This window comes from Acinetobacter sp. NIPH 2699, assembly GCF_022549355.1.
Taxonomy (GTDB): Bacteria; Pseudomonadota; Gammaproteobacteria; order Pseudomonadales; family Moraxellaceae; genus Acinetobacter.
In genome coordinates this window covers 1-15,665 of sequence record NZ_JAKZGL010000010.1, presented here as the reverse complement: position 1 = coordinate 15,665, position 15,665 = coordinate 1, and the positions used below count along the sequence as shown (strand labels likewise).

Annotated in this window: 14 protein-coding genes and 1 pseudogene; 13 read left to right on the top strand and 2 right to left on the bottom strand. The window is 39.7% G+C overall.

Features of this window, described 5'->3' with window-relative positions:
- The first annotated feature begins 2 nt into the window (after positions 1-2).
- The 8 genes from prmA to MMP72_RS10670 all read left to right on the top strand — a co-directional run bounded on the left by prmA (position 3) and on the right by MMP72_RS10670 (position 8,764).
- The gene (gene prmA / locus MMP72_RS10705) at positions 3-908 is read left to right on the top strand and encodes a 50S ribosomal protein L11 methyltransferase (RefSeq protein ID WP_241317124.1); all 906 of its coding nucleotides are present in this window, start codon (positions 3-5) and stop codon (positions 906-908) included.
- A 14-nt stretch (positions 909-922) separates the two neighbouring features.
- Positions 923-1,786 carry a zinc-ribbon and DUF3426 domain-containing protein gene (locus MMP72_RS10700; protein WP_241317122.1) on the top strand — a complete coding sequence of 288 codons (864 nt, stop codon included), beginning with the start codon at positions 923-925 and terminating at the stop codon, positions 1,784-1,786.
- Between the two features lie 376 nt (positions 1,787-2,162).
- Positions 2,163-2,432 carry a DNA-binding transcriptional regulator Fis gene (gene fis, locus MMP72_RS10695; RefSeq protein WP_001086304.1) on the top strand — a complete coding sequence of 90 codons (270 nt, stop codon included), beginning with the start codon at positions 2,163-2,165 and terminating at the stop codon, positions 2,430-2,432.
- 81 nt (positions 2,433-2,513) lie between these two features.
- Positions 2,514-4,088: a bifunctional phosphoribosylaminoimidazolecarboxamide formyltransferase/IMP cyclohydrolase gene (gene purH, locus MMP72_RS10690; RefSeq protein WP_241317120.1), complete on the top strand. Its 1,575-nt coding sequence runs from the start codon at positions 2,514-2,516 to the stop codon at positions 4,086-4,088.
- Between the two features lie 110 nt (positions 4,089-4,198).
- On the top strand, positions 4,199-5,485 hold the full coding sequence (gene purD, locus MMP72_RS10685) for a phosphoribosylamine--glycine ligase (protein ID WP_241317118.1): 1,287 nt from the start codon (positions 4,199-4,201) through the stop codon (positions 5,483-5,485).
- Between the two features lie 610 nt (positions 5,486-6,095).
- On the top strand, positions 6,096-6,971 hold the full coding sequence (locus tag MMP72_RS10680; RefSeq protein WP_241317116.1) for a MetQ/NlpA family ABC transporter substrate-binding protein: 876 nt from the start codon (positions 6,096-6,098) through the stop codon (positions 6,969-6,971).
- 75 nt (positions 6,972-7,046) lie between these two features.
- On the top strand, positions 7,047-8,072 hold the full coding sequence (locus tag MMP72_RS10675; protein ID WP_241317114.1) for an ATP-binding cassette domain-containing protein: 1,026 nt from the start codon (positions 7,047-7,049) through the stop codon (positions 8,070-8,072).
- Positions 8,069-8,764 (top strand): methionine ABC transporter permease, encoded by a 696-nt coding sequence (locus MMP72_RS10670; protein ID WP_241317112.1) that lies wholly within the window; start codon positions 8,069-8,071, stop codon positions 8,762-8,764. Before MMP72_RS10675 ends, MMP72_RS10670 begins: the two co-directional genes overlap by 4 nt.
- 56 nt (positions 8,765-8,820) lie before the next feature.
- Here MMP72_RS10670 and MMP72_RS10665 read toward each other — a convergent pair whose 3' ends face one another.
- A complete protein-coding gene (locus tag MMP72_RS10665; RefSeq protein ID WP_241317111.1) occupies positions 8,821-9,687 on the bottom strand; it encodes a histone deacetylase in 867 nt (288 codons plus the stop codon).
- On the bottom strand, positions 9,681-10,664 hold the full coding sequence (locus MMP72_RS10660; protein WP_241317109.1) for a hypothetical protein: 984 nt from the start codon (positions 10,662-10,664) through the stop codon (positions 9,681-9,683). The genes MMP72_RS10665 and MMP72_RS10660 overlap by 7 nt, the downstream gene beginning before the upstream one ends.
- 444 nt (positions 10,665-11,108) lie before the next feature.
- Here MMP72_RS10660 and gloB point away from each other — a divergent pair, with 444 nt between their 5' ends.
- The 5 genes and pseudogenes from gloB to MMP72_RS10635 all read left to right on the top strand — a co-directional run.
- Positions 11,109-11,840: a hydroxyacylglutathione hydrolase gene (gene gloB / locus MMP72_RS10655; protein ID WP_241317107.1), complete on the top strand. Its 732-nt coding sequence runs from the start codon at positions 11,109-11,111 to the stop codon at positions 11,838-11,840.
- A gap of 299 nt (positions 11,841-12,139) precedes the next feature.
- Positions 12,140-12,346, top strand: coding sequence for a hypothetical protein (locus tag MMP72_RS10650; protein ID WP_004670577.1), 207 nt, complete (start codon positions 12,140-12,142; stop codon positions 12,344-12,346).
- A gap of 293 nt (positions 12,347-12,639) precedes the next feature.
- Entirely contained in the window at positions 12,640-14,022 is a 1,383-nt protein-coding gene (ahcY, locus tag MMP72_RS10645) for an adenosylhomocysteinase (protein WP_241317105.1), read from the top strand.
- 74 nt (positions 14,023-14,096) lie between these two features.
- Entirely contained in the window at positions 14,097-14,933 is an 837-nt protein-coding gene (gene metF, locus MMP72_RS10640; RefSeq protein ID WP_241317103.1) for a methylenetetrahydrofolate reductase [NAD(P)H], read from the top strand.
- 22 nt (positions 14,934-14,955) lie between these two features.
- Positions 14,956-15,561, top strand: a pseudogene (locus tag MMP72_RS10635) (16S rRNA (uracil(1498)-N(3))-methyltransferase); the annotation flags it as partial.
- Positions 15,562-15,665: the final 104 nt, after the last annotated feature.

Genomic DNA, 15,665 nt, shown 5'->3' with positions numbered 1-15,665 from the left:
CTGTGAACTGGCTACAAATTCATATTACTGTCGATCAAGATCAAGTTGAACTTACTGAAACCCTACTCTTATCTTTAGGCGCGGTAAGTGTAACCTTAGATGATGCCGAAGATCAGGCTTTACTTGAACCATTACCAGGTGAAACACCGCTTTGGAATAAAGTCATTGTTACAGGCATCTATCAGCAAGAAGAAAATGATCCAATTGATGTTGATACTTTAGAAGCATTCTTAAAAGCACAACTTCCTGATGTTCCGATGCGTCATGAATATCTAGAAAACCAAGTGTGGGAACGAGCATGGATGGATTATTACGAGCCAATCCAAATCGGTGAAAAATACTGGATCGTACCTGAATGGCTAGAACCACCTGAGGCAGATGCAACCAATATCAAACTTGATCCAGGTTTAGCTTTCGGTACAGGCAACCATGCCAGTACATTCCTATGCTTACAATGGTTAGGCAAAACCGATGTCAAAGACAAAGTCGTGATTGACTATGGGTGTGGCTCAGGGATTTTAGGTGTGGCAGCATTGTTACTCGGTGCAAAGAAAGTCTATGCAACCGATATTGACCCACAAGCCGTATTGGCAACCAAACAAAATGCAGAATTGAATGGTGTACTGGATCGCCTTTATGTAGGATTACCAGAAGAGTTTGATCAAGAATTTAAACAACAACACGCTGATGTACTGGTTGCAAATATTTTGGCAGCACCGTTAATGGCACTTGCGCCTGAATTCTCAACTTTATTAAAAAACGAGGGCGAGTTCGCACTTGCTGGCGTAATAGAAGAGCAAGTTGCTGATGTTTCTAGTGTTTACTCGCAGTTTTTTGATATATTAGAGATTGAAAAGCGTGAAGAAAACTGGTGTCGTATTTCAGGAAAACGCAAAACAACAACTTGAGATCTCTATAACTTATGAGTGAAAAACAAACCCGCTGCCCTAAATGCTCAACCGTGTACAAAGTGACCCTTTCACAACTCAGCGTTGCACAGGGTATGGTTTGTTGTCCAAAATGTGTGATTAATTTTAATGCACTCACGAATTTATTAGCGTCTGAACAAGATGAGACCATTGTAGCGCCTGCAAGTCGCTCATTATTTTCTTCGATCCAGCCCAATAGCTCATTTGCAGAAAAGCAAATGCAAATTTTAAGTATCTTTGATCAGAAAATTGAAAACTCAAATATCGATCTACTGACTTATTTAAACAACCTGAATTATTTTAATACCGAGCCTGTAACAGCTTTACCTAACTTAAACCTTTCAGAAGACACGCTTATCATTGATGAGAGCTCAAATGAAAAACAACATGGTTGGCTGTATTACACCCTTTGGGGATTAGGTAATATCACCCTTATATTGGTATTTGCCTTCCAAATTTTATGGTTCAACCCCAACTTAATGCATGAAAGCCCTGCGTTAAACCGAATCTTTAATTATGCGTGTGGTGTTTTGACATGTAAAACAAGAGATGAGCCGTATAAATATTTAAACTTTGAGAAAGTGAACGTTAGATCTGCCGATCGAGATTCAACACGTTTTTCAGGTACGCTCGTCAATCGACACCAAAACAGTGTTGTGCTGCCAGCCATTAAAGTCACTTTGAAAAACAATGGCGAAGTCATTTCAAATACGGTGTTAACACCACAAAACTATTTGGTTGATAGTTTAAAGACCATTCAACGCATCCCAAGCAATAATCCATTTCGATTTGAATTTACCATCCAAAATAGTAAAAATAGCTTTAATGACTATAGTTTAGAAATTGTACAACCCTAAAAACGTAAAAAAAAGACAAAAAAATATAAAAAAAGTGCAGTTAATTTGCTCACTTTTTCGCTGACAGTGGTATGATACGCGCCACGAAAGCTTTGACCTACATACTCCTCGTTATTTAAAGACAAAATATAGTTAAACGAACTGTGCTTCTACCCCATAAGCGCATTGTCGGTTTTTTTGTTTTTGAAAGTAGGCTGTAACAAATATTTAACTATTGTTACGCTTATTTTTTACACAATTCGAGGATTTGTGGCAAGCTAATAGTCGCATTGTTTTAGAGTCACTGTTTTAGGATCTAAAACAGGGCTCAGTAATTCAGACCACATTTATATATCACTTTATCCAAGTGATATTTTTATTTTTCGGATTAAAACGCATGAATAGCAAATCTCCTATTTTTACGGCTCAATCTGATGTCGCTCTTCGCATCCATGTAGATCGCGCAGTTCGTCATTATTTTGCACAATTGCAAGGTGAGCAACCATCTCAAGTGTATGACATGGTTTTAGCAGAAATGGAGAAACCTCTTTTATCTGTGGTCTTAGAATATACTCGTGGCAACCAAACACGTGCTGCTGAGATTCTAGGCCTTAACCGTGGAACTTTACGCAAAAAGTTAAAAGCTCACGGTTTAATGAGTGAATAATTGATAAAATGCTCACGTTCTCGTGGGCATTTTTTTATGCCTTTGTTTTAATCTGTAGACTTCAAACTGTTGACTAAAATCATGACTATCAAACGTGCTTTAATCTCTGTTTCAGACAAAACTGGAATCGTTGAATTTGCTCAAAATCTTGCAGCTCTAGGGGTAGAAATTTTATCTACTGGCGGTACATATAAGTTGCTTAAAGACAACAATATCGCCGTTGTAGAAGTTTCTGAACATACTGGTTTTCCTGAAATGATGGATGGTCGTGTCAAAACACTGCATCCAAAAATTCATGGCGGTATCTTGGCTCGTCGTGGTCTAGACGAAGCTGTGATGCAAGAACACGATATCGATCCAATTGATCTCGTTGTGGTAAATCTCTATCCATTTGCGGCAACCGTAGCAAAACCAAATTGTTCACTTGCTGATGCGATTGAAAATATCGACATCGGTGGCCCAACGATGGTTCGCGCCGCTGCAAAAAACCACGCATCAGTGGGTATTATTGTAAACGCCTCGGATTACGATACGGTCGTTGCTGAATTAAAAGCAAATGGAACGCTCTCTTACGACACTCGTTTCGACTTAGCTGTAAAAGCATATGAACATACAGCACAATATGATGGCATGATTGCATCTTACTTGGGCGCACGAGTGGGTAAAACTGAAGGTGATGCGGATAGATTCGCTCGCACATTCAACACGCAACTGAATAAAGCACAAGATTTACGTTATGGTGAAAATCCACACCAAAACGCAGCGTTCTATGTAGAAGCAAATGCACAAGAAGCATCTGTTTCAACGGCGAAACAGCTACAAGGTAAGGAACTTTCTTATAACAATATTGCAGATACAGATGCCGCACTTGAATGTGTGAAATCATTTGTGAAACCTGCTTGTGTCATCGTTAAACATGCAAACCCATGTGGTGTTGCGGTTTCACTGGATGGTATCAAAGCGGCTTACGACCTCGCTTATGCAACGGATCCTGAATCTGCATTCGGCGGCATTATCGCATTCAACCGTGAATTAGATGTTGCAACTGCACAAGCGATTGTGGATCGTCAATTCGTTGAAGTGATTATTGCACCAAGTATTGCAGATGGTGTGCTTGAGGTGACTGGCGCGAAGAAGAATGTACGTGTCATGGTATGCGGCGAACTTCCAGCAATTGACGCACGTGCACCACAACTTGACTATAAGCGCGTGAATGGCGGCTTATTGGTTCAAGACCAAGACTTGGGCATGATCACCAAAGATGATCTTAAGGTTGTGACTAAACGTGCGCCAACTGAACAAGAGATTGATGATTTAATCTTTGCTTGGAAAGTAGCGAAGTATGTGAAATCTAATGCGATTGTTTATGCAAAAGATCGCCAAACCGTAGGTATTGGTGCAGGTCAAATGAGCCGCGTTAACTCAGCACGTATTGCAGCAATTAAAGCTGAACATGCAGGTTTAGTGGTTGAAGGTGCTGTCATGGCATCTGACGCATTCTTCCCATTCCGTGATGGTATTGATAATGCTGCCAAAGCAGGTATCAAATGCATCATCCAACCGGGCGGTTCAATGCGTGACGAAGAAACAATTGCAGCGGCCGATGAAGCTGGCATCGCAATGGTCTTTACAGGCATGCGTCACTTCCGTCATTAAGAACACCCAAGTCTCCCTTTTTTGCGATGCCTTAATCATCGTATCTCAGGGGGACTTTTTTATTCTGAACAGGTATATTCTTAAATACTGAAAAAGGAAATAACTTAATAATGAATATTTTAGTTTTGGGTAGCGGTGGCCGTGAACATGCACTTGCATGGAAAATCGCACAAGATACAAAAGTGACTCAAGTTTTTGTTGCTCCGGGTAATGCAGGCACAGCAACAGAAGATAAATGTAAAAACGTCGAACTCGATATTTTAGACAATCCAGCAGTGATTGCTTTTGCAAAAGCAAATGATGTGGCATTGGTGATTGTTGGTCCAGAAGCACCATTAGTCAATGGTGTGGTAGATGCTGCCCGTGAAGCAGGTCTAAAAATTTGGGGGCCAACACAATACGCAGCACAACTTGAAGGTTCAAAAGCGTTTGCAAAGCATTTCTTAAAACGCCATAACATTCCGACTGCATTTTATGATGTATTTACCGAAGTAGATGCTGCCAAGGCCTACGTTGAGAAAAATGGTGCACCGATCGTTATTAAAGCAGATGGCTTAGCTGCGGGTAAAGGCGTGATCGTTGCCATGACCAACCAAGAAGCGTTTGCTGCAATCGATGACATGCTTGCAGGCAATAAGTTTGGTGATGCAGGTTCACGTGTTGTGGTTGAACAATTCCTTGCTGGCGAAGAAGCTTCTTTCATTTGTATGATTGATGGTAACAACATCTTGCCAATGGCAACTTCACAAGACCATAAGCGTATTTTTGAAGGTGACCAAGGTCCAAACACAGGTGGTATGGGTGCATACTCACCTGCTCCAGTCGTGACTACAGAAGTCTTCGAACGTGTCATGAATGAAGTCATGCGTCCGACTGTTGACGGTATGGCTGCAGATGGTCATGTCTATACAGGTTTCTTATATGCGGGTCTAATGATCGATGAACAAGGTCAACCGCGTGTTATTGAATTCAACTGCCGTTTTGGTGATCCTGAAACGCAGCCGATCATGATGCGTTTGAAATCATCTCTCGTTGATTTGGTTGAAGCAGGTATTGAAGGCAACTTACCAAACAAAGCAGAATGGGATGAGCGTAAATCCATCGGTATCGTTCTGGCTGCCGAGGGTTATCCAGAAACCGTACGCAAAGGTGACGTGATTTCGGGTATCGGTCAATCTCCTGAAGACACCAAAATCTTTCATGCGGGTACAGCGATGACCGATGATGGGCATATTGTAACTGCGGGTGGTCGTGTGCTATGTGTTACCGCACTTGGCGATACCGTTCTTGAAGCCCAAATCAATGCTTTAGAAGTTTGTGGTCAGGTGACTTTCACTGGTATGCAATACCGTAGTGACATTGGCTATCGTGCAATTGCACGTGAAAAAGCTGAATAAGTTTTTTGACTAAAAATGAAAGCCTTCTTCGGAAGGCTTTTTTATTCCATAAATTGCATAAATATGATTTCTATATTCATTATTTAAATATAAAATTCAGAAAAATATATATTTACTATTCAACTGATTCATCTCACTATCTTTTTTTAAAAATTCATAAAACTATCATTCATTTATATTTACTTATAATGTAATTTATTACAAAAAATCAGCCTTTCAACCGCCAAAGGACAATTTGTCCTACTATAACCCACCCCAAATTGTTGTTATGATTGCCGAAATTTTAGATGTTGTTTTTATGTTAACTCCATATTCTTTTTCATTATTTTGAAATGACTGGAATATTTACCCTAACAAAACAAATTGCAGCTAAATCCAAATTTGATTTGAAAATGAGATGAACCATTCGTTCCCATATGTATATACTGAATTGGAACATGAATATTCATCTACTTTATCTTATGTTGTAGACATCACACGCATTCAAGCCTCAAAAATAATTTATGGGTTGTTTGAGTATGCTGCCAATTTACAACATACAAACCTATTGCAATCATTAATGCTAGAGAAATAATGATTTTCTCGACATTATTCCGATTAGGATTTATACATGAAAAAGCTGATTAGTCTTTTTTTAAGTGTATCGGTGTTATTACTTGCAGCTTGCAGTAAACAACCAGATACCGCATCAACCGAGCAAAAAGGTGATGCTGCTGCATTACAAACTGTTGTCATCGCGTCTACAGGTTCTGACGCTGACATCTGGCGTTATATTGCAACCTTACCTGAAACCAAAGATGCTGGCCTTAAACTAGAAATTAAAAACTTCACTGACTATGTTGCAATGAATACAGCAGCAGCGAATAAAGAAGTTGACCTGAATGCTTTCCAATCTTACGCTTACCTTGTTGCATTCAATGCTGCAAATAAAGATAAGATTGCACCTGTTTCAACGACTTATTTAGAGCCAATGGGTATCTATTCAAGCAAAGTGAAAACCGTTGAAGAGTTTGCTGAAGGCGCAACCATTGCGATTCCAAATGACGGTGCCAATGAATCTCGTGCGTTATTACTTTTACAAAGTGCTGGTTTAATCAAGTTAAAAGCTGACTTTGATCCAGTAAAAGGCACGCCTGCTGATATTATTGAAAACAGCAAAAAAATCGTGATTAAACCAATTCAAATGGCAACTGCTGTACGTGTTAAAGACGAAGTAGATGCGATTTTATTGGGTAATACACTGGCAATGGAAGGTGGTTTAAACGTTCTGAAAGATGCTGTCTTTTATGAACCTGTTGATCAAAGCACCAAACTTAATGTCAATGTTTTAGCGACTGCTGAATCACGTAAAGATGATGCTGTGCTACAAAAAGTTGGTGCGCTTTATCATACAGAAGCAGTGAAGAAATATGTACAAGAGCACTTTGATGGCACTAAGGTTGATGTAAACAAACCGACAAGCTATCTCACTGAAGCGAATTCGTAATATACTACGCTCCGGCGCTCCACAAAACAGGCAAATGATTTTGCCTGTTTTTCTTTTTAATTTAGTATTGACGATATGATCGAATTTAAAAATATTTCCAAACACTATCAGCTCAATGGCCAAACCATTAATGCATTGGATCAAATCAATTTAGAGATCCCAGAAGGCAGTATCTTTGGCATTATTGGTTATAGTGGTGCAGGTAAAAGTACACTCGTTCGTATGATTAATTTGCTTGAGCGCCCTTCTCAGGGACAAGTGATTATTCATCAAAAAGACTTTACTGCTATGGATGCGCGTACGCTTCGTCAAGAACGTGCAAATATCGGCATGATTTTTCAGCACTTTAATTTATTACAGACCAAAACTGTGTCTGAAAATATTGAAATGCCACTTAAATTGCTTGGTCATAGTAAAGCTGAGCGAGCAAAGCGTTTAGCAGAACTGCTTGATTTCATTGACCTCAAACATAAAAAAGATGCTTATCCAGATGAGCTTTCGGGCGGGCAAAAACAACGTGTTGGTATAGCACGGGCACTTGCCAGTCATCCTAAAATTTTACTTTGTGATGAAGCAACCTCTGCTTTAGATCCACAAACCACCAAGTCTGTTTTAGCATTGCTGAAAAAAATTAACCAAGAACAAAATATTACCATCGTGATGGTGACCCATGAAATGGATGTGATCGAATCCATTTGTGATTATGTTGCGGTTATGGAAGCAGGTCACGTGATTGAGTCAGGTTCGACCTTGGACATTTTCAGCCAACCTCAACATGCAACTACCAAGACATTTATCCAAACCGTATTACAGCAACAACTGCCGATCAATATTCTGAATAATCTCGAACATAAGCACCATAACAGTATCTACAACTTGCAATTTCTAGGAACATCGGCTCAAGAAACTGTGATTCAATCTGTGATTAAACAGTTTGATATTAGTTTAAATATCCTCTTTGCCAACATGACCGAAATTAATGGAACGGTGATTGGGCAAATGTTTATTCAATTGTTAGGTGAGCCACACACGATTCAAGCAGCAATCCAATTTCTAGAACAACAAGGTGTCAAAGTTGAACAGTCTGGAGTAAGCCAATGAGAGACTTAATCGTACAGTGGCTGACTGAAATCACTGCGCCTTTTTGGCAAAGTTCGTTGTCGATGGATCAATTTGTGACAGCCTTGCAAGAAACCTTGCAAATGGTATTTTTCTCACTGCTTTTTGGTTGTATTTGGGGCTTCATCCAAGGCATCACCTTAGTGGTGACACGTACAGGTGGTATTCTACAAAATCGAGCGATTTATTATTTTCTAAATCCGATCGTCAATGCATTACGTTCGATTCCTTTCATCATTTTGCTGATCGCCGTCATTCCATTTACTAAATTCCTCGTTGGCACATCTATCGGGACGTGGGCTGCTATTGTTCCTCTCACGATTTATGTCGGTCCGTATTTAGGGCGTTTGATTGAAACTTCCCTACTCGAAGTGAATGAAGGAATCATTGAGTCAGCACAAGCGATGGGTGCAACACCTTGGCAAATCGTATTTAAGTTTATTGTTCCTGAAGCACGCAGTTCGCTTACCCTCAATTTAACCACAGGAACGATCAGTTTGATTGGTGCAACTGCAATGGCGGGTGCTGTTGGCGCAGGAGGAATTGGTGATCTCGCGATTTCTTATGGTTATCAACGTTTTGATAGTAGTGTGGTCATCCTGACCGTGATCGTGCTCTTACTCTTGGTTCAGTTTGTTCAAACCTTAGGCGATTGGTTAGCAAAACTGCGCTAATCCTCCCCAAATTTAAAGCTCTCAATTTGAGGGCTTTTTTATTTCGATCATTTTAGCTAAGGAAAATAGATTTCATTCGCAGCTTTAAAAGTATTGACATGCAAAGGGACCAAATCTTGCAAAGGCTGATACCCTCCCGCTAGTACAAATAACAAAGGAATTTTCATTTTCTTCGCCATTTCAAACACCAAGCGATCTCTTTCAAACAACAAATCAGTCGTAAACCACTTCGATCCATATTTATCATGCTGATGACAATCCATCCCCGCTTGATAAATGATTAAATCGGCTTCCCAACGTGTGGCGTATTGAAATGCCTCTAAAACGGCCTCTCGGTACAGATCAAAATTCCCTTGCTTGGGATGAATATAACGCGTCACACTGCGCTCACTGGCTTTACAGCCAAAACGGATACCGAAGATTCCAAAATTCATCAGATTGGTCATTCGATTGGCAAATATAGCTGTGCCGTCACCACCATGCTGATCACAATCTAAAATAAAAATACGTTTTTCAGGATATTGTTTTGCGACCAAAGCCAAACCATTAAAAGTGCAGTAGGCAGCACCCGATTCATAACTGGCATGATGAAAACCTTGTGCAATATTGGCAGCGATGCCCTCTTGAAAAGCAATTTCAGCGCCCATCAACTGCCCTGCTTGCACCGATAAAATTGCATCACGCAATTGTGCATTCCACGGTTTAAAACCCTGAACAGTTGCAAATGCTGACTCACCTGAAAGAAAAGCCTCAACGTATTGAGGGTTATGTAACTTTTTAAGAATTTCAACGTCAATTAAGCCCGGATCAATCAACTCGACCATTTGATTCACACGTAGAACATCAGCAACGGCAGTGAGTTTTTCCATACTATTGGTATGCGTTTGCGCATAATAGCGTGGCGAATAACAGGCTTTTAGCATGGATGTCCTACATAGATTTGATCTTGTGCTATTTCCATAAGCTGATTCAGTTCAGTGATATCAGGTCTAAATAATCCATTATCCACCTGTTGCTTAAAATGATAGCCAAATGCGCGGGCACGATTTTTGGGTGAAACCGCTAACGTGGTTAATCTTAAAAACCAGAAACCATTGATCGCTGAAATGGGAATGACATAGCCCTTATAGTGTTTATTCTGATGCTTTTCGAGTTGCTCAATTTCATAATTTGCAGAAAAAAGACTTCCTGCGGGTAAACGCACACCATTCATCAATAATGGAACGAGGCTAATACAGGAGTGATTGTCTCCCATATTCATTTTTTCCATCATTATCGGTTGTTCATGTTCATCGACAAAAATATTAATTTCGCCTTGTCTAAGCAAGCGATGATGCGCAATTCGCAGAAAGAACTTTTCTGCCATTGGACAAGAACCAACCTTAGGCTTTTCTAACAAAGCATTACATTTAATCATGCCATTCTTGGCACTTTGAGGAAGAATAATATCTGCAAGTAACTGACAGATCAGCACACTTTCTTCAAGCTCTGCATATTGATAGATTGTTCTAAGTTTGGCTTGAAAATCGACTTCTTGTTGCAAATTCTGCACAAAGGTTTCTTGCAAATTTAGCTGCTGCAAACATTGTTGTACCTCAGCATTAATATCTAGATTTCGCCAAGTTGTCAGCTCCAGCCCATAAGATGAACTTTGATTGAGAATATTCTTGAGTCCTTTGGTTTCATAATCATCAAAGATACGTAAATCCTGAAAACCAAGCGCATCTCGAGCTTGCGAAACAAACTCTGCGATTACACGTGTCGCCTGAGTATACCCACAACCCCGCCGCTCTGTTTGATGGCTAAAATGCTCATTGAGCATTTCTGTAAGCTTGGCAGATAGAGGATATAAGTACTTTCTAAAGATAACGACCACTTCATGATCGACCAGATCTGACATAATTCCCTCTCTGTCTTATTGTGATTTGTTTTCGCTTTACTCTGAGTAAATTATATTTATTTACAATGATTTATCTATTTTAAACACTGCCCTCAAATGATTAACATCCAACGCTATAGCAACATTCGGCAAAGTAGACAAGTTGACCCCATCATTTTGATGATTTCACTTTTAAGTTATTCTCTGTTTAATGCGAATTAAAATACGATAAAGTATTAACTTATAAAACTTTTATTTCATCTTTATGGAAAATAGCGTTATTGTCAATCATAAAAATATGCCTGATGTAAGCTGTCAAAATCTGCCCTAAAAAGTCATGTTTCTGCGATGATCAGCAGCAGGCATTTTGCACTGTTACTCATTTACACTTACACTAGGAATCCTCAAAAGCAGTTATCAGTACCTTTATAATAACTGCACGACAACAAGATTTAGGAATCGGCTATGCATTATAAGATTCATGTCATTGACGTAAAAAATGCCTTAAAAAACTATATCTGGTTATTGGAAGATACTCGCTCAAATGAAGTTATTGCAATTGACCCGACTGAGGCGAGTCTAGTGACTGACTTCTGCGAACAACATCAATTAAAACTCAAACAAATTTGGCTCACCCATTGGCATCCCGACCATACGGGTGGTGTTCCTGAGCTGTTAGCAGACCAGAATCTTACGGTATATGGACCACGTGACGAATTGAGTAAGATTACTTATATTTCAAATCCACTACAACACAATGATCATTTCCATTTCAATGATTTAAAGGTTGAAATCATTGCAACACCGGGGCATACCTTAGGGCATATTGTTTATTTTATTGAAGAGATTGATAGTTTATTCTGTGGTGACACACTATTTGCAATGGGTTGTGGACGTCTGTTCGAGGGAACTGCCGAACAAATGTATCATTCTTTGAATAGACTGGCGGCCTTACCCATCCAAACCAAAGTATATTGTACCCATGAATACACACTCGCAAATGCTGAGTTTGCTTTAACCATTGAGCCTCACAATGTAGCGCTGCAAGAGCGCATCAAACAGGTCAAACGATTAAGAGAAGCAGATCAAATCACGCTACCTAGTAGTATTGAATTAGAGCTCGAAACCAATCCATTTCTCCGAACTGAAAGTGCCGAGGACTTTGCTCGAATCCGTAGCCTAAAAGATCAGTTTTAACCAATTCGATCAAATCGAAAATGATTTCATTTCCCACACTGAACCAAGTTGGAAACTGAAATCATTTTTTACATTTATAATTAAATTATTTTTAAGCTTAAAACGACTTACTCAAATAAACAAATCTATTTTTTCATATAAAATACAATCATATAAGAAAACCAAATAAAAAACATATCACTTTAAAATTACTCTATTTTTACATTAGTTACACGCAGCAAAATAAATCTATGTAATCGCCCTTTAAAAAAATTTAACCAACCCTTATTAATGAATACAGGTTCACAAGGAGTCTCACTATGAAAAACAGAGTTGTTAAAGCAAAAAATTTATTGGCTTTTCGTATTTGGTTGGAAAAATTAGGATATTCAGTTAAAAATCTGACAGATAACCGCGGTTTCACTTTTAGCTTTAAAAAAGAATATGGTTTAGTAACTTGTGATTTATCTGGAAATTCTTTAGCAATGCAACTTGGTGAAGAATTTGAAGATCACTTGAAAGCATAATGTTAACTTTGAGAATTTAGGGTTTCAAATGGAGAAGAAATCCTAAAACATCCATATAAAATTTTTACTGATCTATTTGCCTTTATTTAATCCCTCATTTTCTCACCATCTCACACAAAATTTCATTGGAACTCAACTGATTTCCAAGTATGATAATGCCCTAGTCGAGGGATGCTGCGACAATTGATCGGCACTAAAGATCAATTTGCTAGGCTCGGCGTAAGAAGCAATGCTTCCAAGACAACGGCATCCGCGAACAAAATGATCCATACTATTTTTTCTAGGAGATCCTGATGAACGCGGTGAATGCTTCATTTACAGATTATAAAGTTGCCGATATTTCCCTTGCTGACTACGGCCGTAAAGAAATCAAACTTGCTGAAGCTGAAATGCCAGCTTTGATTGGTTTGCGTAAGCGTTATGCAGCGGCTAAACCGCTTGCTGGTGCAAAAATCTTGGGTTGTATCCATATGACAATCCAAACAGCCGTTTTAATTGAAACATTAATTGAATTAGGCGCTGAAGTTCGCTGGACGTCATGTAACATTTTCTCAACTCAAGATCACGCTGCTGCTGCAATTGCTGCGCGTGGTATTCCTGTATTCGCTTGGAAAGGTGAAACTGAAGAAGAATATGTTTGGTGTCTAGAGCAGCAAATCAATGTCAATGGTCAGCCTTGGGCTGCCAACATGATCTTGGACGATGGCGGTGACTTAACTGCTCTTGTTCATGAAAAATACCCTGCGCTTTTAGAGCGTATCCACGGGATTACAGAAGAAACAACGACGGGTGTTCAACGTCTTTTAGAAATGTGGAAAGATGGTTCACTTAAAGTTCCAGCGATCAACGTCAATGACTCAATCACCAAATCTAAAAATGACAACAAATATGGTTGCCGTCATTCATTAAATGATGCAATCAAACGTGGTACAGACATGTTACTTTCTGGTCGTCGTGCCCTTGTGATTGGCTACGGTGACGTGGGTAAAGGTTCAGCACAATCATTACGTCAAGAAGGCATGATCGTTCGTGTGACTGAGGTTGATCCAATCTGTGCGATGCAAGCATGTATGGACGGTTATGAAGTCGTTTCTCCATATAAAAATGGCGTACAAACAGGCAAAAAAGAAGACATCAACCACGATTTGTTAGCAAATACTGATCTCGTTGTGACCACAACAGGTAACTACCATGTATGTGATGCTGCGATGCTCGATAGCTTAAAAGCAGGTTCAGTAGTGTGTAACATCGGTCACTTCGATACAGAAATCGACACAGCATACTTACGTGGCTACAAGTGGGTTGAAGTGAAGCCACAAGTACACCAAGTATATCGTTCAGAAGATGAAAACAACTACTTGATCCTTCTTTCTGAAGGTCGTTTAGTGAACCTTGGTAATGCCACAGGTCACCCATCACGTGTAATGGATGGTTCTTTTGCAAACCAAGTATTAGGTCAAATGCATTTATTCGCTGAGAAATTTGCAGATTTACCTGCTGATCAAAAACAAGCAGCGATTCGTGTAGAAGTACTTCCTAAGAAATTAGATGAAGAAGTTGCTGCTGCGATGGTTGTTGGCTTTGGTGGTGTGGTAACACAATTGACTCAAGTACAAGCAGATTACCTTGGCGTTCCTGTTGAAGGTCCGTTCAAATCTGACGCTTATAAATACTAAGAAAATCAGGGCAGACGTTTTACGGACTGCCCTTTTTTCTAAAAATTTCTACGCGATTTTAAAAAGGATTTGAAATGACGAAACGTGTTCCTATTTCTTTTGAGTTTTTCCCACCTAAGACTGATGCTGGTGCAGAAAAATTACGTACTGTCCACCAAGAATTACAACTATTGAATCCTGAGTTTTTCTCGATTACTTATGGTGCTGGTGGTTCTACACGTGAACGTACTTTAGCCGCGATTAATGACTTCAATGGTAAAGGTACGCCAGTTGCACCTCACCTTTCATGTATTGGTGATAATAAAGCGCGTATCGCCGAGCTTTTAGATTTATATAAATCTCAAGGCATTAATCGTATTGTGGCATTGCGTGGTGATTTACCTTCTGGTCAAGTGGGTCTAGGTGAGCTTCCTTATGCACAAGATCTGGTTCGCTTTATCCGTGAATATTCAGGCGATCACTTTCATATCGAAGTCGCTGCTTATCCTGAAATGCATCCGCAAGCCGAAAGCTTTGATGTCGATATTCAACGTTTTGTTGAAAAAGTACATGCTGGTGCAAACGCAGGGATCACCCAATTCTTCTTTAATCCCGATGCTTATTTTTACTTCATGGAGCGTCTTGACAAAGCAGGTGTGAATATTCCTGTTGCTCCCGGTATTATGCCGATTACCAATGCAAGTAACTTGATTCGTTTTGCTGATGGCACAGGGGCAGAAATTCCACGTTGGATTCGTAAGCAGCTTGCAGCTTATGGCGATGACAGCAAAAGTATCAAAGCATTCGGTCATGAAGTGATTGTTAAACTCTGCGAACGTTTAATCGCAGGTGGTGCACCTACACTTCACTTCTATACAATGAACCAAATAGAACCGACGCGACAACTTGTAGTTGACCTTGGTTTAAATTAATTTGTACGAGCCCTATCCAAGCATGAATCGTTTTTATATCGAAACTGAATTAAATACTGGCCATACCATTGAATTAACAGAATCGGTGTTTCATCATTGGGTACGGGTACTTCGTGCAAAAGCGCAAGAACAAGCTATCTTTTTCAATGGAAAAGGTGGTGAACACGTGGTAACACTCACTGAAATCAACAAGAAAAATGCATTTGTATCGATTGATCAATTTGATCCAATAGATCGTACAGCTCCTTTTCAAATTGTTTTAGGTCAAGTGATGAGCAAAGGTGATCGCATGGATTATGCGATTCAAAAAGCGACTGAACTGGGTGTTACAACGATTCAACTCTTGACCAGCGAACGCTGCGAGATGCGACTCAAGTATGATCGCGATCAAAAGAAATTAGATCACTGGCAATCTGTCGCAATCGCGGCATGTGAACAATGTGGCATGAACCGAGTTCCTGAGGTTTTAGCGCCGATCGCATTAACGGATTGGGTCAAATCAGCACAACTCCCCCCATCACGTTTTGTTCTCGCACCAAACAAAACGCAAGAAAATGTATTATTGGATAGCCCTCCCGATTTAGCATTATTAATCGGCCCTGAAGGTGGTCTTAGTGAGGCAGAAATCGAAACTGCAGAGGTTGTAAATAATTCTGTGTAAACACACCTTAGATATAGTCAGCCATACGTTGTTCAAACAAGATGCTAAAACGGCTCATTGCAGCTTTCCAG

Excerpts from the sequence above, each read along its gene's own strand:
- gloB (WP_241317107.1), top strand. The coding sequence starts at position 11,109 with ATGCATTATAAGATTCATGTCATTGACGTAAAAAATGCCTTAAAAAAC.
- ahcY (WP_241317105.1), top strand. The coding sequence starts at position 12,640 with ATGAACGCGGTGAATGCTTCATTTACAGATTATAAAGTTGCCGATATT.
- MMP72_RS10670 (WP_241317112.1), top strand. The coding sequence starts at position 8,069 with ATGAGAGACTTAATCGTACAGTGGCTGACTGAAATCACTGCGCCTTTT.
- metF (WP_241317103.1), top strand. The coding sequence starts at position 14,097 with ATGACGAAACGTGTTCCTATTTCTTTTGAGTTTTTCCCACCTAAGACT.
- MMP72_RS10665 (WP_241317111.1), bottom strand. The coding sequence starts at position 9,687 with ATGCTAAAAGCCTGTTATTCGCCACGCTATTATGCGCAAACGCATACC.
- MMP72_RS10660 (WP_241317109.1), bottom strand. The coding sequence starts at position 10,664 with ATGTCAGATCTGGTCGATCATGAAGTGGTCGTTATCTTTAGAAAGTAC.
- fis (WP_001086304.1), top strand. The coding sequence starts at position 2,163 with ATGAATAGCAAATCTCCTATTTTTACGGCTCAATCTGATGTCGCTCTT.
- MMP72_RS10675 (WP_241317114.1), top strand. The coding sequence starts at position 7,047 with ATGATCGAATTTAAAAATATTTCCAAACACTATCAGCTCAATGGCCAA.
- MMP72_RS10680 (WP_241317116.1), top strand. The coding sequence starts at position 6,096 with ATGAAAAAGCTGATTAGTCTTTTTTTAAGTGTATCGGTGTTATTACTT.
- purD (WP_241317118.1), top strand. The coding sequence starts at position 4,199 with ATGAATATTTTAGTTTTGGGTAGCGGTGGCCGTGAACATGCACTTGCA.
- MMP72_RS10650 (WP_004670577.1), top strand. The coding sequence starts at position 12,140 with ATGAAAAACAGAGTTGTTAAAGCAAAAAATTTATTGGCTTTTCGTATT.
- MMP72_RS10700 (WP_241317122.1), top strand. The coding sequence starts at position 923 with ATGAGTGAAAAACAAACCCGCTGCCCTAAATGCTCAACCGTGTACAAA.
- purH (WP_241317120.1), top strand. The coding sequence starts at position 2,514 with ATGACTATCAAACGTGCTTTAATCTCTGTTTCAGACAAAACTGGAATC.